18 protein-coding genes, 1 tRNA gene and 1 riboswitch are annotated in these 22,207 nt (G+C 73.0%); of the genes, 1 reads left to right on the top strand and 18 read right to left on the bottom strand.

The window, feature by feature from the left end:
• Positions 1-94 precede the first annotated feature (94 nt).
• The 9 genes from KKR01S_RS06815 to gcvP all read right to left on the bottom strand — a co-directional run bounded on the left by KKR01S_RS06815 (position 95) and on the right by gcvP (position 12,415).
• Positions 95-1,273, bottom strand: a complete 1,179-nt coding sequence (locus KKR01S_RS06815) for a hydroxymethylglutaryl-CoA synthase (RefSeq protein ID WP_055684601.1) — start codon at positions 1,271-1,273, stop codon at positions 95-97.
• Positions 1,270-2,322, bottom strand: coding sequence for a hydroxymethylglutaryl-coenzyme A reductase family protein (locus tag KKR01S_RS06810; protein WP_055684602.1), 1,053 nt, complete (start codon positions 2,320-2,322; stop codon positions 1,270-1,272). Before KKR01S_RS06810 ends, KKR01S_RS06815 begins: the two co-directional genes overlap by 4 nt.
• On the bottom strand, positions 2,319-3,476 hold the full coding sequence (gene fni / locus KKR01S_RS06805) for a type 2 isopentenyl-diphosphate Delta-isomerase (protein WP_061225624.1): 1,158 nt from the start codon (positions 3,474-3,476) through the stop codon (positions 2,319-2,321). Before fni ends, KKR01S_RS06810 begins: the two co-directional genes overlap by 4 nt.
• Positions 3,473-4,630 carry a phosphomevalonate kinase gene (locus KKR01S_RS06800; RefSeq protein ID WP_061225623.1) on the bottom strand — a complete coding sequence of 386 codons (1,158 nt, stop codon included), beginning with the start codon at positions 4,628-4,630 and terminating at the stop codon, positions 3,473-3,475. The genes fni and KKR01S_RS06800 overlap by 4 nt, the downstream gene beginning before the upstream one ends.
• On the bottom strand, positions 4,627-5,622 hold the full coding sequence (gene mvaD / locus KKR01S_RS06795; protein ID WP_061225622.1) for a diphosphomevalonate decarboxylase: 996 nt from the start codon (positions 5,620-5,622) through the stop codon (positions 4,627-4,629). Before mvaD ends, KKR01S_RS06800 begins: the two co-directional genes overlap by 4 nt.
• Positions 5,619-6,698: a mevalonate kinase gene (gene mvk, locus KKR01S_RS06790; protein ID WP_061225621.1), complete on the bottom strand. Its 1,080-nt coding sequence runs from the start codon at positions 6,696-6,698 to the stop codon at positions 5,619-5,621. The genes mvaD and mvk overlap by 4 nt, the downstream gene beginning before the upstream one ends.
• A gap of 166 nt (positions 6,699-6,864) precedes the next feature.
• Entirely contained in the window at positions 6,865-8,307 is a 1,443-nt protein-coding gene (locus tag KKR01S_RS06785; RefSeq protein WP_061225620.1) for an L-serine ammonia-lyase, read from the bottom strand.
• A gap of 4 nt (positions 8,308-8,311) precedes the next feature.
• Positions 8,312-9,481, bottom strand: a complete 1,170-nt coding sequence (gcvT, locus tag KKR01S_RS06780; protein WP_061225619.1) for a glycine cleavage system aminomethyltransferase GcvT — start codon at positions 9,479-9,481, stop codon at positions 8,312-8,314.
• 6 nt (positions 9,482-9,487) lie between these two features.
• Entirely contained in the window at positions 9,488-12,415 is a 2,928-nt protein-coding gene (gcvP, locus tag KKR01S_RS06775; protein WP_061225618.1) for an aminomethyl-transferring glycine dehydrogenase, read from the bottom strand.
• 115 nt (positions 12,416-12,530) lie between these two features.
• A riboswitch (glycine riboswitch) is annotated at positions 12,531-12,623 on the bottom strand.
• A gap of 119 nt (positions 12,624-12,742) precedes the next feature.
• On the opposite strand from gcvP, the gene KKR01S_RS06770 reads away from it, so the two are divergent.
• A complete protein-coding gene (locus KKR01S_RS06770; RefSeq protein WP_058730963.1) occupies positions 12,743-13,744 on the top strand; it encodes a LacI family DNA-binding transcriptional regulator in 1,002 nt (333 codons plus the stop codon).
• A gap of 52 nt (positions 13,745-13,796) precedes the next feature.
• Here KKR01S_RS06770 and KKR01S_RS06765 read toward each other — a convergent pair whose 3' ends face one another.
• The 9 genes from KKR01S_RS06765 to KKR01S_RS06725 all read right to left on the bottom strand — a co-directional run bounded on the left by KKR01S_RS06765 (position 13,797) and on the right by KKR01S_RS06725 (position 22,102).
• Positions 13,797-15,809, bottom strand: a complete 2,013-nt coding sequence (locus tag KKR01S_RS06765) for a sucrose-specific PTS transporter subunit IIBC (protein WP_061225617.1) — start codon at positions 15,807-15,809, stop codon at positions 13,797-13,799.
• 125 nt (positions 15,810-15,934) lie between these two features.
• Entirely contained in the window at positions 15,935-17,542 is a 1,608-nt protein-coding gene (locus KKR01S_RS06760) for a glycoside hydrolase family 32 protein (protein WP_061225616.1), read from the bottom strand.
• 147 nt (positions 17,543-17,689) lie between these two features.
• Positions 17,690-18,079: a 50S ribosomal protein L7/L12 gene (gene rplL, locus KKR01S_RS06755; protein WP_055684612.1), complete on the bottom strand. Its 390-nt coding sequence runs from the start codon at positions 18,077-18,079 to the stop codon at positions 17,690-17,692.
• Between the two features lie 135 nt (positions 18,080-18,214).
• Positions 18,215-18,754, bottom strand: coding sequence for a 50S ribosomal protein L10 (gene rplJ / locus KKR01S_RS06750; protein WP_055684613.1), 540 nt, complete (start codon positions 18,752-18,754; stop codon positions 18,215-18,217).
• 387 nt (positions 18,755-19,141) lie between these two features.
• On the bottom strand, positions 19,142-19,837 hold the full coding sequence (rplA, locus tag KKR01S_RS06745; RefSeq protein WP_055684614.1) for a 50S ribosomal protein L1: 696 nt from the start codon (positions 19,835-19,837) through the stop codon (positions 19,142-19,144).
• A 157-nt stretch (positions 19,838-19,994) separates the two neighbouring features.
• The gene (gene rplK / locus KKR01S_RS06740; protein ID WP_058730686.1) at positions 19,995-20,423 is read right to left on the bottom strand and encodes a 50S ribosomal protein L11; all 429 of its coding nucleotides are present in this window, start codon (positions 20,421-20,423) and stop codon (positions 19,995-19,997) included.
• Between the two features lie 239 nt (positions 20,424-20,662).
• The gene (gene nusG, locus KKR01S_RS06735; RefSeq protein WP_058730687.1) at positions 20,663-21,577 is read right to left on the bottom strand and encodes a transcription termination/antitermination protein NusG; all 915 of its coding nucleotides are present in this window, start codon (positions 21,575-21,577) and stop codon (positions 20,663-20,665) included.
• A 96-nt stretch (positions 21,578-21,673) separates the two neighbouring features.
• Positions 21,674-21,940 (bottom strand): preprotein translocase subunit SecE, encoded by a 267-nt coding sequence (secE, locus tag KKR01S_RS06730; RefSeq protein WP_055684617.1) that lies wholly within the window; start codon positions 21,938-21,940, stop codon positions 21,674-21,676.
• An 89-nt stretch (positions 21,941-22,029) separates the two neighbouring features.
• Positions 22,030-22,102: transfer RNA gene (locus KKR01S_RS06725), tRNA-Trp, on the bottom strand.
• Positions 22,103-22,207 lie beyond the last annotated feature (105 nt).

Here is a 22,207-nt window from a genome sequence, read left to right as displayed (position 1 = left end):
CACCCTGCCGTCCTGTCCAGGGGACGGGCTCAGCGCTTCCCGCGGTCTCGACGACGCCGCCGGGGCGCTCGGGCGCCGGGCTCGGGACTGGAGCTCAGGCGCCGGTGGCCTCGTACCGGCGGACCCCGCCCTCGATGCCGACGAAGCGGTAGGGGCCGGCGGTGACCCGCGGGTTGGCCTGCTGCTCGGCGGCGGAGACCGCCGTGCCCGGGTGCAGCTCGCGGTAGCGGGTGACGTCCACGGGCTCGCGGGCGGCCAGCTGGGCGGCGTGCTCGGCCCGGTGCAGGTGGGCCCGGTAGCCCGGGAGCACCCGCACGGAGAAGAACTCGGAGACCGCCCCGGAGCCGTAGGAGAAGATCCCGATGCGCCGCCCGGTCAGGTCCGCGTCCCCGTCCAGCAGGGCCAGGAGGGCCAGGAACACGGAGGCGGTGTAGCTGTTGCCCACCACGCGGTTGTATCCGACGGTCGGGGCGAGCTCCTCGACCACCTCCGCCTTGGGCAGGGGCTCCCCCACGTGCCGGCGCAGGCGCTGGTGGGCCTTGACCGCCATCATGGTGAAGGGCTGATGGTAGCAGAAGGCGTCGATCTCCTCGAAGGCGGCCCCGCCGTGGGCGCGGTAGTCCTCCCACGCCCCCTCCAGGGCGTCCATGTACGCGGAGATGGAGAACTTCCCCTCCACCAGCGCCGTGACCCGGTGGTTGGGCCGCCAGAAGTCCGGGACGTCCGCGGTGTGCACCCCGGAGGCCGGCTCCACCTCCAGCAGGGCGGGATCGGCCTGCACCAGGAAGGCCACCGCGGCCGCGCCCTGGGTGGGCTCCCCCGGGGAGTCCAGGTCGTAGCGGGCCACGTCCGAGGCGATGACCAGCACCTTCTCCTCCGGGTGCCGGGCCACCACGCCCAGGGCCAGCTGCAGGGCCCCCGCCCCGGAGTAGCAGGCCTGCTTGGTCTCCAGCACCCGGATCTGGGCGGGCAGGCCCAGCAGGGCGGCCACGTGCACCCCGGCGGCCTTGGACTGGTCGATCCCGGATTCGGTGGCGAAGATCAGGGTGCGCAGCCCCTCGACGTCGTTGTCGGCCAGGATCCGGGCCGCGGCGGCGGCGCCCATGGTGACGACGTCCTCGTCCTCGGCGGGCAGGCTCATGGCCTCCTGACCGATGCCCACGGAGAACTTGGCGGGGTCGATGCCCAGGTGCTGGGCCAGCAGGTCCAGGTCCAGGCGGTGGTGGGCGGTGGCGAAGGTGATGTCCTGGATGCCCAGGGCGGGGGTGGTCATCGGGCGTTCCTCTCGATCTTCACGTGGGCGGCCATCAGCTCACCCGGATTGGTCTGGGCGGCCAGCAGGGACAGCTCCCCGCACAGCACCGCGCCCGCGCACAGCACGGCCAGGCGCCGGGCGTTGGCCCCGGGCTCGCGCTCCTCGCGGCAGCCCAGCCGCCGCAGGTTCTCCTCCACGGTCTCCAGCCCCGCGCCCTTGCCGTTGCCCACCGAGCCGACGATGAGGCTGGGCAGGTTGCAGGCGAAGTACAGGTCCCCGTCGCGCACCTCGGCCTGGGTGATGCCCTGGGAGCCCTCCACGATGTTGGCCGCGTCCTGCCCGGTGGCCAGGTAGAAGGCCAGCAGCATGTTGGCGTAGTGGGCGTTGGCCGAGCGCAGCCCCCCGGCCAGGGTGGTGCCGATGAGGTTCTTCTCCGTGTTCAGCCGGGCGATGGCCTCCGGGGTGGATTTCAGCAGCCGCTGCACGATCCGCCGCGGGATGGTCAGCTCCGTGACCACGTTCTTGCCCCGGCCCAGGATCCCGTTGACGGCGGTCGCCTTCTTGTCCGAGCAGAAGTTCCCGGAGATCGAGCCGTACTCCAGCTCGGGGTGCAGCTGGAGGATCCAGGGCATCAGGTGGTCCGCGGCGAGGGTGACCATGTTGTGCCCGGAGGCGTCCCCGGTGGTGAACTCGAAGCGCACGAACAGCAGGTTCCCGGCGTGCTGCACGTGCAGGTCCACCAGCCGGGCGAAGCGCGAGGCCCCGGAGACCACCTCCTGCATCTGCTCCCGGCGGGTGCGCAGGTCCTCGGCGGCGGCCAGCGCGGCCCCGGCGTGCTCGGCGCGGAAGTACACGGAGCGGCTCATCCGCTCGTCCACCAGGGTCGCGCGGATGCCGCCATCGACGAACGCGGAGACCTTCGCCCCGCGTTTGACGGAGGGCCACAGTGGGGATTCGTAGGTGGCCAGCGGGACGCTGACCTCCTCGCCGTCGATCACGTTGCCGCTGAAGCGCAGCGGGCCGACCCATTGCAGGGGGATGGGGGCGTAGAGGGGCTGATCGGTCATGCGGGGTCCTCCTCGAAGGCGGTGGTCTCGGAGCGCGCGGCCAGGGCGGCCAGGTCCGCTCCGCGCAGGGCGGCGGCGTGGGCCAGGCGGCCCTCCACGAGCACGTCCGTGCGGGTCAGCTCGGCCGGGGTGCGCACCCCGAGCAGGGCGCACAGCTCGCGCAGCCGCTCGGTCCAGGCGCGGATCAGCCCGGTCAGGCGCTCGGCGCCGTCGGGGGCGACGGGCCCGGCGGACCCGGCCGGATCCTCGGCGAGCACGGCGTGCAGGAAGGTCCCGGCCACCCCGACGGCCCGCGCCCCCAGGGCCAGTCCGCGCACGACGTCGTAGGGGTGGCGCACCCCGCCCGAGGCCAGCAGGGCGGGCAGCCGGGTTCCCGCACGGGCGCCGAGAGCGTCGAGCAGGACCATCGGGGCGGACTGCCCGAAGCCCTGCAGGAAGGCGTAGTCGCGCCCGTCGCGCCGGTCGTTCTCGATGCGGGCGAAGTCCGTGCCGCCGCGCCCGGCCACGTCCACCAGCTGGACCCCGGCGCGGGCGAGCTTGGCCAGGGTGGTGCGGGTCATCCCGCAGCCGACCTCCTTGACCACCACCGGCACGGACAGCTGCTCGGCCAGGGCCGCGATGCCGTCGCACCACGCGGAGAAGCCGCGGGCGCCCTCGGGCATCACGGTCTCCTGCACCGCGTTGATGTGGATCTGCAGGGCGTCGGCCTCCAGGGCCTCCACGACGCGGCGGGCCTGATCCGGGGTGGCCTCGGCGGAGAGGTTGGCCATGACGAAGCCCTCCGGGTTGGCCTCGCGCAGCACCCGGAAGCTGGGCAGGGTGGAGGGGTCCTTGAGGTACATGCTCATGGACCCGGTGGCGATCGGCAGGCCGGTGGCCGCCGCGGCCTCCCCGAGGGCTGCGTTGACCGCACCCGTGTGCTCGGAGCCGCCGGTCATGCCGTTGAGGTAGAAAGGCACGGGCCAGCGCACCGGCCCGCGCTCCCCGGCCCAGGGCAGGGTCACGGACAGGTCCACGTCCTCGGCCTCGATCCCGGCCAGGGCCTCGTGCAGCAGGCGCACGTCGTCCCAGTCCGTGGGGACCGGGTCCCGGTGCAGCTGCCGCTGCTGGCCGGCGGCCAGGTGCAGGTGGTCGTCCTTGCGCTGTCCGCTCATGCTGCCGCTCCTCGGCTCATCGGCTGCTCCTCCTCCCGCGTGCGGCGCACGCGCAGTCCCTCGGGGGCCACGGCCAGATCCAGCGGGCGGATCCCGGCCGCACTCCAGGCCGCGCCCAGCCGGCCCGGGTCCGTCTCGCGCGCGGCCAGGGCGATCCCGCAGTCCCCTCCCCCGGCTCCCGAGGACTTCGCGGCCCAGCCGTGCGCGGCGGCGGTCTCGCACAGCACCCGCAGGTGCGGGGTCTCGATGACGGTGCCGCGCAGCGCGGACAGCTCGGCCAGCACCGCGCGGGCCGCCTCCACGGCCTTCCCGGCCGCCTCGACGTCCGCCGCGCGCAGGGCGGCGCGGAAGGCGGTCACGGCGGCGTCGCTGCGCTGCAGCAGGTGCTGGGGGATGCGCGCGGTGCGGCGCACGGCCCCGACCAGCTCGGGGGTGTCCGCGGGGGTTCCGGTCCACCCGATGGCCAGGCGCACCGGCAGGGGCGTGCCGGCGGGCAGGGCCGGTTCCAGGCGCAGCCCGGGCCAGGGAGCCCGCAGGGTGCGGCTCACGCCGTCGCGGGCCAGCATGTCCGCCACGGCCTGGCGGTCCGGGGAGGCGTAGTGCACCCACCCGCCCAGGGCGGAGGCGGCCAGGTCCCCGCCGGAGGTCAGGGTCGTGACCATGACGGTGGCCATCAGGGCCAGGCGGTAGACCTGCTCGGGGGTGGGATCCAGCCCGTAGGCCGCGGCCACGGTCCCGACGACGGCCACGGTGACCGCCGCGGAGGAGCCCAGGCCGAACTTCGCGCCGGAGACGGCGTCGTCCAGGCCGCTGGTGATGCGCAGTCCGTAGTGGCGCGGGGCCAGCCCGGATTCGGCGCGCCAGGTCTCCACCACGGTGATCGCCGCGCGCACGTACCGGTAGTAGCCCTGGCCCTCCTCGGAGAAGCTCGGCCCGCCCGCACCGTGGCGCCAGGTGACCGGGGTGGGGTCCGGGGCGTGGGGGGATTCCAGCAGCCCGGTCTCCTCCAGGTCCCGCAGCTGCACGGTGACCCGCCGGTCCACGGCCACCAGCACGGCCTGGCGTCCCGGCTCCACGACGGCGTACTCCCCCAGCAGGTACAGCTTGCCGGGGGCGTCGGTCGTGACCCGCGGGGCGGGGTCCTCCGGGATCATGCCCGCCCCCGGTCCAGCAGGTGCGCCCCGGGGCCCGCCTGGGCGCTGATCAGCCGGAGATCCGGGAAGCGCTCGGCCAGCCGGTCCCGCAGGGTCGGGACATCCTCGGCGCGGGTCAGCACGGCGACGTTGGGGCCGGCGTCGGCGGTGGCCCAGGCGCCCAGGCCCTCGGCGCGCAGGGCGGCGACGGCGTCGAACAGCGCCACGGAGGTAGGGGCGAGGTAGCGCACCGGGGGCCGATTGCCCATGATCGCGGCGTGCATGCGCAGGGCGCTGGACTCGGTGAGCTCTCCGACGGCCTCCACGTCCCCGGCGGCCAGAGCCGCGCGCATGTCCCGCAGATCCTGAGCGGTGGACTGCACCCAGCCGGGGAAGTACGGGGAGGTGGCCACGGTCTCGCGCATCGCGGTCCGGGAGGAGACGGCCTTGGTCCGCGCGGAGACCACCGCGATGACCATGCCGAGCTGCGGGCCGGGCACCTGCTCGGCGAAGGAGGCGGCGTCGGGATCCTCGGCCCCCTTGCCGTCGTGCCAGATCACGAGGTTGCCCAGCACCGAGCGGGCGGCGGAGCCGGAGCCGCGCCGGGCCAGGCGGGAGACGGTGCGGGCGTCCTCCGGCAGGCCGTAGGCGGCGGCCGCCGCGCGGGCCAGGGCGGCGAAGCCCGAGGCGGAGGAGGCCAGCCCCGCCCCGGTGGGCACGGAGTTCTCGGAGACCACCCGCGCGTGCGCGGTGGAACCGGCCAGCCGGCGCACCAGGTCCAGGAAGGCGGTGACCCGTGCCGCGGAGGTGCCGGTCTGCTCGACGCCGTTGAGGGTGAAGGCGTCCGCGCTCAGTTCCGGGTCCGGGGTGACGGTGGTGGTGGTCGGGAAGACGTCCAGGGTCAGGGAGAGGCTGCCGGTGTGCGGCAGGACGAGCTGCTCGTCGCGTTTGCCCCAATACTTGATCAGGGCGAGGTTGGGGTGGGCCACGGCGGTGGCGGGCTGCCGGCTCACGCGGTGAACTCCTCGGGGTCGATGATCCAGGTCTGGGCGGCCCCGGCCTCCTCCAGGGCCCGGGCCAGCTGGGGGGCGTGGCCCCGGTCCCGGGCCAGGGCGATGATGCAGCCGCCGCGCCCGCCGCCGGTGAGCTTGGCCCCGTGGGCCCCGGCCGCGCGGGCGGTGCCGACCAGGTGGTCCAGCTCCTCGCAGGAGACGGACAGGATCTGCAGGGTCTCGTGCACGGCGTCCATGTGGGCGCCGAGGGAGGCGGCGCGGTCGGCGGCGAGGTCCGCCCGGGCGGCGACGGTGTGGTGGCGGATGGTCTCGAAGTAGTCGGCGGCCAGCTCCGGGTCCGAGCGGCGGATCTCCCCGACGGCGGCCACCGCGGAGTGGGTGTCCCCGGGGCGCCCGGAGTCGGCGACCACCAGCGGGGCGGACAGCGCGACCTCGAGGTCCTCGACCCGCCCGGCCTGGAACCAGATGGGCCGCTGGGTGACCACGGTGTAGGCGTCCAGCCCGGAGGGGCTGCCGTGGGCGACCCGCTCCCCGGTCTGGACCAGCTCGTAGCGGGTGCGCTCGTCCAGCTCGGTGCCCATCAGGTCCGCGAGCGCGTTGACGATCGAGGAGGCCCCGGCCGCGCTGGATCCGAGGCCGCGCTCCAGGGGGACGTCGCCCAAGCAGGTCACGTGCACGCCCTCCAGGGGGTGGTGCAGCAGGTCCAGGGTGGATTCGATGGTGGTGACCAGGGAGCCGAGGCGGGCCGGGGCGTGGGCCAACGGGCCGTCGTAGATGTCCACGGTCAGACGCAGCGGGCCGGGCACGGGAGCGGCGGTGGCCTGCAGGCCGATCTTGCGCAGCGGGAAGGCGATGGCGGGCTGCCCGTGGACCACGGCGTGCTCGCCGAAGAGGATGATCTTGGCGTGGGCCCACCCGGTGCCGATGTGCCCGGGGGCCGCGGCGGTGTCGGGCCCCGGGGTCCGGGTGGGGTGGGCGGCCGGGTGCGCGGGGGTCTGCGGGGCCGCGGGGAGGGGGTCGGTGGCGCCGGGTGCGGCGCGCAGGTCCGAGCGGTTCTCGACCGCGCCGTGTTCCATCCTGAGCTGTTTCCGTTCCTCGCCTGTGCTGTGCCGGGCCCCGCGGGCGGCGTCCGCTCGGGGCGCGGCGCGTGGGGGCCGTGGTCCTCCCGCCCGCGGCGAGGGGATCCCCTCGATCCTACGTCCTGTCCCGCGGGAGGGCCCATTCGGCCCCTGTGCGCCCCCGTCAGCACTCGACGACGTTGACCGCCAGCCCGCCCTCCGAGGTCTCCTTGTACCGGTGGGACATGTCCGCGCCGGTCTGGCGCATCGTCTCGATGACCTGGTCCAGGGAGACCCGGTGCTCCCCGTCCCCGCGCAGGGCCATCCGGGCGGCGTTCACGGCCTTCGCCGCGGCCATCGCGTTGCGCTCGATGCACGGGATCTGCACCAGCCCGCCCACCGGGTCGCAGGTCAGACCCAGGTTGTGCTCCATCGCGATCTCCGCGGCGTTCTCCACCTGGTGCGGGGTCCCGCCCATCACCTGGGCCAGTCCGGCCGCGGCCATCGAGGAGGCGGAGCCCACCTCCCCCTGGCAGCCGACCTCCGCCCCGGAGATCGAGGCCTTCTTCTTGTACAGGGTCCCGACGGCGGCCGCGGCGAGGAAGAAGTCCACCACGGCCCGGTCCCGGGCCCGGCGCCCCGCCGTGCGGATGCCCGGCAGGTAGTTCATCGCGTAGTGCAGCACCGCCGGCAGGATGCCGGCGGCCCCGTTGGTCGGCGCGGTGACCACCCGCCCGCCGAAGGCGTTCTCCTCGTTGACGGCCAGGGCGATGAGGTTGACCCAGTCGATGGCCCAGCTGGGCTCCTTGCGCGGATCCTCCTCGAGCAGCTCCCGGTGCCACTGCCCCGCCCGGCAGCGGACCTTCAGCGGGCCCGGCAGGTAGCCGATGCGGGACAGGGAGGAGCCGATGCACTGGCGCATCACCTGGTAGATGTGCAGGATCCCCGCGGTGACCTCCTCCTCCGTGCGGGCGGTGGTCTCATTGGCCAGCTTGATCTGGGCGATGGACAGCCCGGCGTCGTCGGCGATCTGCAGCAGCTCGGCCGAGGAGGTGAAGGCGTGGGGCACATCCGTCAGGCTGTCCCCGCCGGCGGCCTCCTCCCCTTCCTCGATGACGAAGCCGCCGCCGATCGAGAAGTACGTGCGCTGCTGCAGCACCGCCTCATCCGCGTCCACGGCGGTGAAGCGGATCCCGTTGGTGTGCCGCTCGAGCACGGTCAGCGGGCGCAGCACCATCCCGGCCTCGGTCAGCGCGACCTCCGGGCCGGACACCAGGTCCTCCCGGGCGGCCTCGCGCGGCTCGATGCCGGGGGCGAACCCGGCCAGGCGCAGCCGCCCGGTGGCCTGATTCTCCTGCACGAGCCGCTCCGAGGCGGGCACGTCGATGGTCTCCGGGACCCACCCGGCCAGGCCCTTCAGCGTGGCGGACATGGTGCCGTGCCCGGCGCCGGTGGCCGCCAGCGAACCGTACAGGTCCACCCGCAGGTCCGCGACGTCGTCCAGCTGGTGCGCGCGGATCAGCTCCGTGATGAAGCGGTTGGCCGCTCGCATCGGGCCCACCGTGTGAGAGCTGGAGGGTCCGACGCCGATGCTGAACAGGTCGAACACGCTGATGTCGGTGGCCACGGGCCTAGCGCTCCCGCCGGTAGAAGGGCAGCGGGACGACCTCGAACTGCGCGTGCTTCCCGCGGATGTCCACCGTGACCTCGGTGCCGGGCTCGGCCCGGTCCGCGCGCAGGAAGGCCATCGCGATCGGATGGCCCAGGGTGGGCGAGGGGATCCCGGAGGTGACCTCCCCGATCGTCTGCCCGTCCTCCACGATCGCAGCACCGGCCCGGGCCGGGCGCTTGGCCAGGCCACGCAGCCCGACCAGGACGCGGGCGTCCTCGGCCTCGGCCCGCTCACCGGCCCCCTCCAGCCCGGCGCGGCCGACGAAGTCCTCCTTGGCCTTCAGCCCGGCGCGCACCAGCCCGCCCAGGCCGGCCGCGTAGGGGGAGATCCGCGCGCCCAGCTCGTGGCCGTACAGCGGCATCCCGGCCTCCAGGCGCAGCGAGTCCCGGGCCGCAAGCCCCGCCGGCATGACCCCGCGGGACTCCCCGGCCTGGGCGAGCACGCTCCACAGCTGCTCGGCCTGCTCCCGGGCGACGTACAGCTCGAAGCCGTCCTCCCCGGTGTAGCCGGTGCGGGCCAGCAGCACGTCGATCCCGCCGACCACCGCGGGGGCGCAGGCGTAGTAGCGCAGCCCGGACAGCTCGGTGCCGCCGTCGGCCAGGTGCAGCTCCTCGAGCGCATCCCCGAGGATCTCGACGGCGGCCGGGCCCTGCAGGGCCACCAGGGCGCTGGCCGCGGACTCATCGGCCACCTCGGCGTCGAAGCCGACCCCGCGCACGGTGAGCTCGCGCAGCACGGCGTCGACGTTGGCGGCGTTGGGCACCACCAGGTAGTCCCGCTCGGCCAGGCGGTAGGTGATCAGGTCATCCACCACCCCGCCGTCCTCGGTGGCCATCAGGGAGTACTTGGCCCGTCCCACGGCCAGGGCGCCGAAGGCGGAGACCAGGGCGTGGTCCAGCAGGTCAGCGGCCTGGGGCCCGCGCACCCGGATCTCGCCCATGTGGGAGAGGTCGAACAGCCCGGCGGCCTCGCGCACGGCCTGGTGCTCGGCGACGTCGTTGGCGTACTTCAGCGGCATGTCCCAGCCGCCGAAGTCCGTGAACTGCGCCCCCAGGGCCTCGTGCACGGCGTGCAGGGCGGTGCGGCGCGGGCCGTCCTCGACGGCGGGGGGAACGGGGGTCTCGGTCATGGCGGTTCAGTCCTCCTGGGCCGCGGCGGAGTGCGCGGCGTCGTCGTGGGCGTCGATGTCGAAGGCGGAGATCGGCGGGCACTCGCACACCAGGTTGCGGTCCCCGGCGGTGCCGTCGATGCGGCCCACCGGCGGCCAGTACTTCCCGGTGCGCAGGGCGGGCAGCGGGTAGGCGGCCTGCTCGCGGGTGTACGGCCGGTCCCAGTCCGCGCCCAGCAGGGCCTCGGCGGTGTGCGGGGCGCGGCGCAGCGCGGATTCCGCGGCCGGCACCCGCCCCTCGGCCACCGCGGTCATCTCCGCGTGGATCGCGCTCATCGCGTCGACGAAGCGGGTCAGCTCCGCGAGGTCCTCGGACTCGGTGGGCTCGACCATCAGGGTGCCGGGCACCGGGAAGGCCAGGGTCGGGGCGTGGAAGCCGTAGTCCATGAGCCGCTTGCACACGTCCTCCGCGGTGATCCCGGAGGCCTCGGTCAGCGGGCGCAGGTCCAGGATGCACTCATGGGCCACGAGCCCGCCGGGCCCGGTGTAGAGCACCGGGAACAGCGGATCCAGCTTCCGGGCCAGCCAGTTGGCGTTGAGGATCGCGGTGCGGGTGGCCTCGCGCAGGCCTTGAGCCCCCATCATCGCGATGTACATCCAGGAGATCGGCAGCACCCCGGCGGAGCCGAACAGCGCCTGGGAGACCGCCTGGGCCCGGCCGGCAGCGGTGCGGGAGGAGCCCGACGCCGCGGCGTCGTGCCCGGCACCGGCGGCGGCCGCATCCCCCGGCAGGTAGGGCAGCAGCTGCTCGGCCACCGCCAGGGGCCCGACGCCGGGCCCGCCCCCGCCGTGCGGGATGCAGAAGGTCTTGTGCAGGTTCAGGTGGGAGACGTCCCCGCCGAAGGCGCCCGGCGCGCCGAGGCCCACCAGGGCGTTGAGGTTGGCCCCGTCCAGGTACACCTGGCCGCCTGCGGCGTGCACCCGGGCGCAGACCTCGGCGACGTCCTCCTCGAAGACCCCGTGGGTGGAGGGGTAGGTGATCATGATCCCGGCCAGCTCCTCGCGGTGCTTGCCGATCTTCGCGTCCAGGTCATCCAGCAGGATCGAGCCGTCCTCGGCGGTGGCCACCGCGACCACCCGCAGCCCGGCCAGGGCGGCGGAGGCGGCGTTGGTGCCGTGCGCGGAGGCCGGGATGAGCACGACGTCGCGGCCCTCCTCGCCGCGGTCCCGGTGGTAGCCGCGGATCGCCAGCAGCCCCGCGTACTCCCCCTGGGAGCCCGCGTTGGGCTGCAGGGAGACCCCGGCGTACCCGGTGATCGCGGACAGCCACCGCTCCAGGTCCTCGATCAGCTCCAGCCACCCGGCGGTCTGCTCGGCCGGGGCCAACGGGTGGATCCCGGCGAACTCGGGCCAGGAGATCGGCTCCATCTCCGCGGCGGCGTTGAGCTTCATGGTGCACGAGCCCAGCGGGATCATGGTGCGATCCAGCGCCAGGTCCTTGTCCGACAGCTCCCGCAGGTAGCGCATCATCGCGGTCTCGGAGCGGTGCCGATGGAAGACCGGGTGGGTCAGGTACTCGTCCCGACGGGCCAGCGGCGCAGGGATCTCCCGGCCGAAGCCGGCCCCGGGCTGCCCGTCCGGGGCGGCGTCGAAGGCGGCCAGGACGTCGTCGAGCTGGGCCCAGGTGTGCGGCTCGCCCACCGAGATCCCGAGGGTGTCCGCGTCGATTCGGCGCAGGTTGATCCCGGCGCGCTCGGCGGCGGCCAGCACCGCGTCGGCCCGGCCCGGGACCCGCACGGTCACGGTGTCGAAGAAGTCCGCGTGCACCGGCTCCAGGCCCGCAGCGCCGAGCCCCGCGGCCAGGTAGGCGGCCTTGACGTGCACGTCCTCGGCGATGCGCCGCAGGCCCTGGGGCCCGTGGTAGACGGCGTAGGCCCCGGCGACGATGGCCAGCAGGGCCTGGGCGGTGCAGATGTTGGAGGTGGCCTTCTCCCGGCGGATGTGCTGCTCGCGGGTCTGCAGGGCCAGGCGGTAGGCCGGGCGGCCCGAGGAGTCCGTGGAGACCCCGACCAGGCGCCCGGGCAGGGAGCGCTCCAGGCCCTTGCGCACCGCGAGGAAGGCCGCGTGCGGGCCGCCGAAGAACAGCGGGACCCCGAAGCGCTGGGAGGAGCCGACGGCGGCGTCGGCGCCCAGCGACCCCGGGGAGGCCAGCAGGGTCAGGGCCAGCGGGTCGGAGGCCACGGTGGCCATGGCCCCGGCCTCCTTGGCGGCGGCGATCAGCGGGGCGACGTCGATCAGCTGCCCCTCGGAGCCGATCTGCGTCAGCAGCACCCCGAAGACCGGCTCCTCGGGCAGGGACTGGCCCGCGGCGAAGTCCACGGTGCGGTGCTCCAGACCCAGGGCGTCCAACCGGCCCCGGGTGATCTGCAGGGTCTGCGGCAGCAGCCGGGCGTCCAGCACCGCGACCCCCCGCTTGACCTTCCGGTTGGCCCGGTGCATCAGCAGCACGGCCTCGGCGGCGGAGGTGGCCTCATCCAGCATGGAGGCGTTGGCGATGTCCAGGCCGGTCAGGTCCATCATCGCGTTCTGGAAGTTCAGCAGGGCCTCCAGCCGGCCCTGGGAGATCTCCGCCTGGTAGGGGGTGTAGGAGGTGTACCAGGCCGGGTTCTCCAGGATGTTCCGGCGCAGCACCGCCGGGGTCACGGTCTCGTAGTAGCCCTGCCCGATCATCTGGGCGCGCACCGTGTTCTTCGCCGCGAGCTCGCGGATGCGGGCTAAGGCGGCGGTCTCGTCCAGGGGCTCTTCCAGCCCGGGCAGGGTCAGCTCGTCGGCGCGGCGCACCGATCCGGGCACGGCTGCGTCGATCAGGGCGTCCAGGGAGTCGCGTCCGAGGTCGGCGAGCATGGTCTCGATCTCGTCGGGGCGGGGTCCGAGGTGGCGGTCGAGGAAGGTCATGGCAGCTCCGCTGGGGGTGGGGTCTCGCCTCCCCGCTCTGTCCGGTGACCTGAGGGTTTCGGCCAGCGCCTTGCCCCGTCGGCGGGTCCTGCTGAGGGCCCTCTCCAGAGTCGCCTGGGCTGCGGCGGTACCTTGGCCTGAGAGTTTCCCGGGGAGGGTTTGCTCCTTCGGCGCCCGGTGGGTCCCGGGGCTCTCCCGCCGCGCGTGATCGGCTGGGTCCAGTGTGCCACACCGCACGCGCGGGCGCGTCATCGAGGGGCGGCCGGTGCCGGTCCCGACGCGGGGGCCGCCGCGTAGACTGTGTCTGCCCCGTTCCCCGCGCAGGAGATGACCGTGCCCCAGCCGAAGCTCGCCGATGTGGCCGCCGCGGCCGGGGTCTCCCCGACCACCGTCTCCCGGGTGCTCAACGATCGCGGCTACCTCTCCCAGAAGACCAAGGACGCGGTGCACGCGGCGATGGCGGAGCTGGGCTACCGCCCCAATGCCATCGCCCGCTCCCTGCAGCAGCGCTCCAGCCGCCTGGTCGGCATCATCTTCCCCACGGTGGCCCACCCGTTCTACGGGCAGATGGCCGAAGCCCTGGAGACCCGCCTGGCCGGGGCCGGCTACAAGGTGCTGCTGTGCGACTCCGCCGGGCGGCCGGATCGGGAGCGGCGGCACCTGGACATGCTGCTGGCCAACCAGGTGGACGGGATCATCACCGGGGCGCACTCCCAGGTGGTCGGCGACTACCCGGGGCTGCGGGCGCCGGTGGTCACGATCGACCGGCCGAAGGGCCACGACTTCCCGGACATCTCCTGCGACAACCGGACGGTGATGCGCGAGCTGACCCGCGGCGTCATCGCCCGGGGCGCCCGGCGGATCCTGCACCTGACCTCCTCGCGGGATCCGCAGGCCCCGCGCCTGCTGGGCCACGCCGAGGCGATGGCCGAGGCGGGGCTGGAGCCTGCGGTGCTGCGCCCGGAGCCCTCTCGGGGCTGGTGGCCCGACCCCGAGCAGATCGATCCCGTGCTGGATCGGGCGTGGGAGGCCGCCGCGGCCCCGGAGGCCGTGATGTGCAGCAACGACCTGCTGGCCGCCGCGGTGCTGAGCTGGGCCCGACGCCGGGGCCTGCGGGTGCCGCGGGATCTGCAGGTCACGGGCTTCGACGGCTCCGCGGCCTCCCGGATCTTCTGCCCCGAGCTGAGCACCGTGGTGCAGCCCTACGGGGCGATGGCCCGGGAGGCCGTCGCGGCGATCCTCGCCGCGGTGGACGGCGAGCCGCTGCCGGCCGGCACCCGCGAGCTGCCGGCCACCATCGACTGGCGCGAGACCACCCGCCCGGCCTGAGCCCCGCGCCCGCATCGGGGCGGGGGCCCGGGCCGGGCGGGCTCGGGTCGGCTCAGGACTGCGCGGCGGCGGCCGGCTTCTCCTTCGGGGTGATGCTCAGGAATGCCTCCCCGTGGGCGACGGTGCTTCCGGTGTCCGCGGTGAGCTGCGTACCCTCGATCCGCTTCGCCGAGGTCACGACCATCGGGGTGGTCAGGTCGTAGCCGGCCGCGCGGATGGCCGCGGCGTCGAAGCGGGCCAGGACGTCCCCGCGGCGCACCACGTCTCCCTTGCGCACCAGCGGGGTGAAGTGCTCCCCGTCCAGGGCCACGGTGTCGAAGCCCAGGTGGATCAGCACGTCCAGCCCGCCCGCGGTGCGCAGCCCGTAGGCGTGGCCGGTGGGGAAGGCGACGGTGACGACGGCGTCGGCCGGGGCGTAGAGCACCCCGTCGCTGGGGTCCACGGCCGCGCCGGGACCGAGCATCTGCTGGGCGAAGGTGGGGTCGGAGACCTCGGACAGGGCCAGCACCCGCCCGTCCAGCGGGGCGGTCAGGCGCCAGTCCTCGGCGTCGTCGGCCAGCACCGGGCCGGCTTCTCCCTCGTACCGCTCGGCGTCGTCGCCCTCCGCGCCCAGGGCCACGGCGGCCCCCTCGGCGGCGGCCGCGGCGTTGCGCTGGGCCGCACCGACCTTCCGGCGGGCCACCGCGTAGGTCACGGCGAAGGAGATCGCGGTGGTGATCAGCAGGGCGATGAAGAACCGGCCGATGTCCGTGGCCCGGATGGACACGAAGCCGAGGTAGCCCGCGGCCCCGAGGGCGACGGCGCGGATGTTCATCAGCGCCACGAGCGCCCCGCCGACCGCGGCCGCGCCCATGCCGATGAACAGCGGGTAGCGCAGGCGCAGGTTCACCCCGAAGATCGCCGGCTCGGTGATGCCGAGGAACGCGGAGAAGGAGGAGGCCCCGGCCACGCCCTTGAGCTTCTTCTCCCGGGTGGTCAGGTACACGGCGAGGCAGGCCGCGCCCTGGGCGGCGTTGGCCATCGAGGCGATGGGGAAGATGAAGGAGCCGCCGGCGGCGATCAGCTGCAGCTCGATCGGCGGGAAGGACTGGTGCAGCCCGGTGATCACGATCGGGCTGTAGAAGAACGCGAAGACCATGCCGCCGAGGGGCCCGGCCACGGTGTAGAGCCATTCGATGCCGCGCCCGAGGGCGTCGCCGGCGGTGAACAGGAACGGGCCGATCGCGACGAAGGTGATGAAGCCGGTGATCAGCAGGGACAGGGTCGGGGTGAAGATGAAGCCGATGGTGCCCTTGAGCACGCGGTTCAGCCCCTTCTCCAGGTTCGCCAGGATGAAGGCGACGACGAGGATGGGCAGCACGGTGCCCTGGTAGCCGGACTGCTGGACCTGCAGGCCGAAGACGTCCCAGTAGGTCATCCGGTTCTCGGCCAGGGCCTGGGCGACGTCGTAGCCGTTGACCAGCTGCGGCATGACCATGGCCATGCCCATCGCCGCACCCAGGTACGGGTTGCCGCCGAAGCGCTTGGCCGCGGAGAAGCCGACCAGGATCGGCAGGAAGGCGAAGGGGGCGGCCGCGAGCATGTTGATGATGCCGGCCAGGCCCTCCCAGGCGGGGTTGGCCTCGATGAACGACTGCCCGCCGTACCAGGGCATCAGCCCCTCGGCGGTGAGGACGTTGTTCAGGGCCATGAGCATGCCGCCGCCGACCAGCACCGGGATCAGCGGCACGAAGATGTCGGCGAAGACCTTGAGGAAGCGCACGAACCAGGAGGAGCGCTGGTCGGCGACCTGCTTGAGTTCGTCCTTGGAGACCTCCTTGACCCCGAGCGGGGCCAGGTGGGCGAAGACCCGGTCGACGTCGCCGGGCCCGACGATGACCTGGAACATGCCCCCGCCCTCGAAGGTGCCCTTCAGGTCCGGGTCCGCATCCAGCGCGGCCTGGTCCACCTCGTCGCTGTCCTGCAGGACGAAGCGCAGGCGCGTGGCGCAGTGGGCGGCGGCCTGGATGTTGCTGGGTCCGCCGACGGCGTCGACGACCCTCTCTGCTACGGCGGCGTGTTCCACGGAAGTCTCCTTCGCTCGGCCGTGGGCGCCCGCGGGATGCGGCGCCTGTCAATCGATTGACACACTAGCACGGCCGCGCCCCGGCGTGACCCCCTCCCGTTGTGCGTGGCGGGTGCATGGCGGGCCTAGGGCCCGGGCAGGAGCGCGGCCTCGGCGCTGAGGAGGCGGGCTCCGGCGTCGCACCGGGCGGTGACGGCCACGGGACCGGTGAGGAAGATGCGCTGGGTGAACACGCAGGCGCCGTCCTCGGCGAAGATCTCCAGGCTGGATGAGTCCGCGAAGAGCTCGACGGCGCGGTGCGGCGCCGCGGGAAGGGTGCGGGTGCGCTCGGGACCGCCGGCCTGGTACTGGCTGCCGCCGCGGTCCACGGTGATGCCGGTGGCGCAGATGCTGACGGTCACCGCGATCCCCCGCGGATCCAGGTACTCCAGGCGAGACGCAGGATCCGGTACCGCGCCGGCCGAGGGGCCCTCGAAAGAGACCTCCACCCGCAGCCGGTGCGCGGGGCGAGGCTGCGGCGGGATGAGCTGCGCGGCGTCGGCATCGGGCAGGTCCAGCTCCCCCAGGGGCAGCAGTCGGTCCACCTCGGGCACCGGCCGCTGCAGCAGCCGGCCGCCGCGCAGGATCAGCTCCCGGGGCAGGGTCATCTGGTGGACCCAGCCGTGGTCCAGGGAGGGCTGATCGTCCTCCCCGGCGTTGCCCATCCATCCCATCAGGACGGTGCGCTCTCCGGTCCCGGCGAAGACCTGCGGGGCGTAGAACTCGAAGCCGGCATCCAGCTCCTCCAGCGCGGTGGCCTCCCGGAAGGCGCACCCCTCCAGCACCCCCACGGTGTACGTGCACGGGTGGGGGTTGCGGAAGCGCTCGCCCTCGGGCCCCAGGCCCTGCGGACAGAAGATCAGCACGTGGCGTTCCTCCCCCGTCGCCTCATCGCGCAGACCCACCAGCTGGGGGCACTCATCCATGAATCCCGGGGCGCGCAACTCCGGACGATCGAAGCGCACCTCCCCCGTGAACCCCCAACGGCGGCGATCCGCCGAGTCCCACCGCAGGATCGCGCCCGTGCCATCCTCGCGCTGCGCCCCCAGCAGCATCATCCACCCGCCCTCCGGGGCGGGCAGCACCTGGGGATCCCGGAAGTGGGCGGTGTATCCCGGCGGCGGACCCGGGATCAGCGGGTTGTCTAGGTCCGGAAGCAGCCGCCCCGACCCGGCGCCGGCGGGCACGGCCCGGCACTGATAGGCCTCCCGGCCGCCGTCCGGGGTGCGCACGTTGCCGGTGTAGTAGAACTCCACCCCTCCCCCCGGCAGCGGCAGGGCCCCGCCGGAGTAGCAGCCGTCGCGGTCGTACCAGCGCACCGGCTCCAGCGCGGTGCCGAGGTCACGCCAGTGCAGCAGCTCCTCGGAGATGGCGTGACGCCAGAACACGGCCTTCTCCGGGTGCAGGGGGCTGTACTGGTAGAAGGCGTGCCAGCGCCCGTCCAGGTGCACCAGGCCGTTGGGGTCGTTGAGCCTGCCCACCGGCGGGGCCAGGTGGTAGCGGGGGCGGTCCGGGTCCGCGCGCACGGCGGCGGCCAGTTCGCGTTCGCGCGCCGCGGCCCGGCGGGCCCGATCCAGCAGCTCGGGATCGACGACGGCAGGATCCTCGACGCCGGGGATCCCGACGGCCGGGTCCTCGGCGGCAGCCCCCTCGGCATCGGGGCGGGCGGGCTCGGGAAGGCAGGAAGGGGGCATGAGACCACCCTAGACACTGTGACCATCGTTTGACACATCGCCCTGCCCCGGAGGCGGACGCGCGAGAGCCCCCGCCCTCCCGCGAACGGGATGACGGGGGCTCTCGCGTACCAGCAGGGGCTCTCCCCGGTGCGGGGAGAAGCGTCCTTACTTGAGGGTGACGGTGGCGCCGGCGCCCTCGAGCTGCTCCTTGGCCTTCTCGGCGTCCTCCTTGGAGGCACCCTCGAGGACGGCCTTGGGGGCGCCGTCGACCAGGTCCTTGGCCTCCTTCAGGCCGAGGGAGGTCAGGGCGCGCACCTCCTTGATGACCGCGATCTTCTTGTCGCCGGCACCCTCGAGGATGACGTCGAACTCGGTCTGCTCCTCGGCGGCGTCCGCGCCACCGTCGCCACCGGCGGCGGGGGCGGCGGCCACGGCGGCCGGGGCGGCGGCGGTGACGTCGAAGGTCTCCTCGAAGGTCTTCACGAACTCGGAGAGCTCGATCAGGGAGAGCTCCTTGAAGGCCTCGATCAGTTCGTCGATGGACAGCTTAGCCATGTGATTGGCTCCTCACTTCGTCTGGTTGCAGGTCGGAACTGCAACGGATCTTGGTTCCCTGGCCCCGGGTGGGCACCAGGCACAGCGTGCGATCCGCGAGCGGATCAGCGGCTGTCGGCATTCGCGGAGAATGCCTTAGGCAGCGGATTCTCCACCCTGTTCCTCGACCTTGACGCGCAGCGCCTCGGCGGTGCGCACGGTCTTGGACAGCGGTGCCTGGAACAGTGCGGCGGCCTTGGCCATGGTGCCCTTGGCGGCACCGGCGACCTTGGCCAGCAGCACCTCGCGAGATTCAAGATCCGCAAGCTTGATGACGTCAGCTTCACTGAGCGGCTTACCCTCGAAGTAACCGCTCTTGATGATCAGCTGGGGGTTCTCCTTGGCGAAGTTGCGCAGGCCCTTGGCCGCCTCCACCGGTTCCCCGGTGATGAAGGCGACGGCGGTGGGGCCCTGCAGGTCGTCGAAGTTCAGGCCCTCGACGCCCGCCTCCCTGGCCGCGATCGCGGTCAGGGTGTTCTTCACCACGGCATATTCGGCGTGCTCACCGAGGGAACGGCGCAGCTCCTTGAGCTTCGCCACGGTGAGACCACGGTACTCAGTCAGAACAGCGGCAGTGGAGGAGGAGAAAAGATCCCTCAGCTCCGCTACGGCGGCTGCCTTCTCCGGTGTCGCCATGGTTCTCCTTCCGGTCTGAATGCCGGGCGCCCATGAGCCCACGAAAAAAGCCCCGCACAGGCGGCGGGGCGACGCTCCCCTCACGGAATCCTCGATGCGCTGGGCAGAGGAACCCGGGGGTTCGGCGTGTCACGGTCACCTGCGCTGGCCGTCCTCGCGGGACTCTTATGGCGGATTGGTCTGCCTGGCGGCATGACCGAACCTACGACCGGCGGTCTTTGGTGTCTCCATTGAACCACACCCGCGGCGGATGCGCCAGCGGGCGGGGGCGCGGCACGCGAGGTGCGGATGCGAGAACGCCCCGCCGGACCCGGTGCCTGACCGGATCCGACGGGGAGCTGCGACCGCCATGGCGGCGGCTCACCGAGGCTCAGCTGCGCCTGCGGCTCACTTCTCCGCGACGGAGGGGTCCACCGGCACGCCGGGACCGAAGGTGGTGGCCACCGTCAGCTTGGAGATGTAGCGGCCCTTGGAGGAGGACGGCTTCAGCCGCACGATCTCCTCGACGGCGGCGCGGAAGTTCTCCACCAGCTGCTCCTGGGTGAAGGAAGCCTTGCCGATGATGAAGTGGAGGTTGGCGTTGCGATCGACGCGGAAGTCGATCTTGCCGCCCTTGATGTCGCCCACGGCCTTGGCCACGTCCATGGTCACGGTGCCGGTCTTGGGGTTCGGCATCAGGTTGCGCGGACCCAGGACCTTGCCCAGGCGCCCGACCTTGCCCATCATGTCCGGGGTGGCCACGGCGGCGTCGAAGTCCGTCCAGCCGCCGGCCACGCGGGCGATGAGGTCATCGGAGCCGACGAAGTCCGCACCGGCCTCCTCGGCGGCGGCGGCCTTGTCACCCTGGGCGAAGACGACCACGCGGGCGGTCTTGCCGGTGCCGTTGGGCAGGTTCACGGTGCCGCGGACCATCTGGTCGGCCTTGCGGGGGTCCACGGACAGCCGCATGGCGACCTCCACGGTGGGGTCGGCCTTGGAGCTGTTGATCTCCTGGGCCAGGGCGATCGCCTCGGGGGCGCTGTAGAGGCGGCCCTCCTCGATCTTCTCGGCGGCTGCCTTGTACGCTTTGCTGCGCTGTGCCATCTGCTTGCTCTCTCCTTGTGCAGTCGTGGTCTGTCGGATCGCGCGCGATCCTGCCACACGCCCGGCGCCTGCTGCGCTGCGGACGGCCCGCCGCGGCGGCGGGTCTTTCGGGTCGGCATCGGGATGATGCCGGTGCCTCGCGGTGGAGGCGAGGGGACTACTCGACGGTGATGCCCATGGAGCGGGCCGTGCCGGCGACGATCTTCGCGGCGGCGTCGATGTCGTTGGCGTTGAGGTCGGGCATCTTGGTCTGGGCGATCTCGCGGACCTGGTCCATGGAGATCTTGCCGACCTTGTTGGTGTGCGGGATGCCGGAGCCCTTCTGCACGCCCGCGGCCTTCTTGATCAGGTCAGCGGCCGGCGGGGTCTTGGTGATGAAGGTGAAGGAGCGGTCCTCGTAGACCGTGATCTCCACCGGCACCACGTTGCCGCGCATGGATTCCGTGGCGGCGTTGTACGCCTTGCAGAACTCCATGATGTTGACGCCGTGCTGACCCAGGGCCGGGCCGACCGGCGGGGCCGGGTTGGCGGCGCCTGCCTGGATCTGCAGCTTGATGAGGCCAGAGACCTTCTTCTTGGGAGCCAATGCTTGGTCCTTTGCTTACGTGGGACGGACCGCCGCGCAGGAGCGCACGACGGCGGGTGGCCGCCGTGGCGCGGCGACCGGCGTGAGGGCGCACCCCAGCGTTCGGGTGCGCACACGCAACCATCCACTCTACGCCGCGGCGGGGGTCGGGCACCACCCGCAGCGGCCCACCTCACAGACAGACGGCGCCCGTCGTCTCCCGGTGCGGGAGGCGGCGGGCGCCGTCGGAGCCTGGCGGATCAGATCTTGGAGACCTGATTGAACCCCAGGGTCACGGGGGTCTCGCGCTCGAAGAGGGAGACCAGGACCACCAGCTGCTGGGCCTCGGGGTTGATCTCGTTGACGGTCGCCGGGAGGGTCTCGAACGGGCCCTCCTTGACGACCACGGACTCCCCGATCTCGAAGCCGACGCTGACCTGCGGGGCCAGCGGCTCCGGGATGGGCTCGCCGGCCTGCTTGGCGGCCTCCACCTGCTCGGCCTCGAAGACCGGGGCCAGCATGTCCACGACCTCGTCCAGACGCAGCGGCACGGGGTTGTAGGCGTCCTGCCCGACGAAGCCGGTGACGCCGGGGGTGTGGCGCACCACGCCCCAGGACTCGTCGGTGAGGTTCATCCGCACCAGCACGTAGCCCGGGATGCGCACGCGGCGCACGGTCTTGCGCTGGCCGTTCTTGATCTCCACGACCTCTTCCATGGGGACCTGGATCTCGAAGAGGTCGTCCTCCATGTTCATCGACTGCGCGCGGGTCTGCAGGTTGGTGCGGACCCGGTTCTCGTAGCCGGCGTAGGTGTGGATGACGTACCAGTCGCCCTCCTGGCGGCGCAGCTTGGAGCGGAACTCGGCCATCGGGTCCGGCTGCTCCTCCTCGGCCGCCTCGGAGCCCTCCTGGGCCTGGACTGCCTCCGCGGCCTCGGCCGCGGTGTCCTCGAAGCCCTTCTCCGGGTTCTCCGGCTGGGCGTCGGTGGCCGCGATCAGCCCGGCGTCGGTGTTCTCGAAGCCGGAGCGAGACTCCCCCGCCTGCGCGGCGGCGGCCTGCGCGGCCTGCTCCGGGGAGACCTCCTCCGGGGTGCCGGCCTGCTCGGCGTCGGGAGTCTGGTTGGTCGGGGTCTCGGGGCTCACGCCCTCGGCGTTCTCGCGTTCCTGCTCGGACACTGTTGCTGTTCCTGCTTTCTGGGAGGGTGCGCCGGACGCCGCCCCGCCGGGGGCGGGTCCGCGCGAGCGGACCGGGGATCGGACGGACGGTGCGGACTACTGTCCGGTCATGGACTGGCCGTTGCCGAACAGCCAGAAGGCTCCCTTGCCGAAGAGGAAGTCCAGACCGGAGATCAGCAGCAGCATGAAGGCCACGAAGATCAGGACGATGATCACGTAGTTGACCAGCTCGCGGCCGGTGGGGGTCACGACCTTCTTCAGCTCGGCAAGGACCTGGCGGAGGAAGAGGAAGATCCTCCCGAAGAAGCCGCGGGCCCGGGCGTCTTCGATCCCGGCTCCTCCTGCGGCGGCGGCCTTGGCCATGGGATCCGCCCCTTTCTGCGACGTGCGACGAGCGTTCGGGACCCTGGGGCCCCGGTCCCCGCGGACGGGCCGCGACGACGGGGTGCGTGCAGGGCAGACAGGACTCGAACCTGCAACCTGCGGTTTTGGAGACCGCTGCGCTACCAATTGCGCCACTGCCCTTCGGAAGGCCCCGGGCCTTCCGCGGTGACTCTCCTCCGCGTCGGGGCCCGTGACGGCGCGCGGGATCCTCAGGGGGTGAGTACCGGGTACCGACTGTAGCCGAGA

The organism is Rothia kristinae NBRC 15354 (genome assembly GCF_001570865.1).
GTDB lineage: Bacteria > Actinomycetota > Actinomycetes > Actinomycetales > Micrococcaceae > Rothia > Rothia kristinae.
This window is presented reverse-complemented; position numbering and strand designations above follow the sequence as displayed.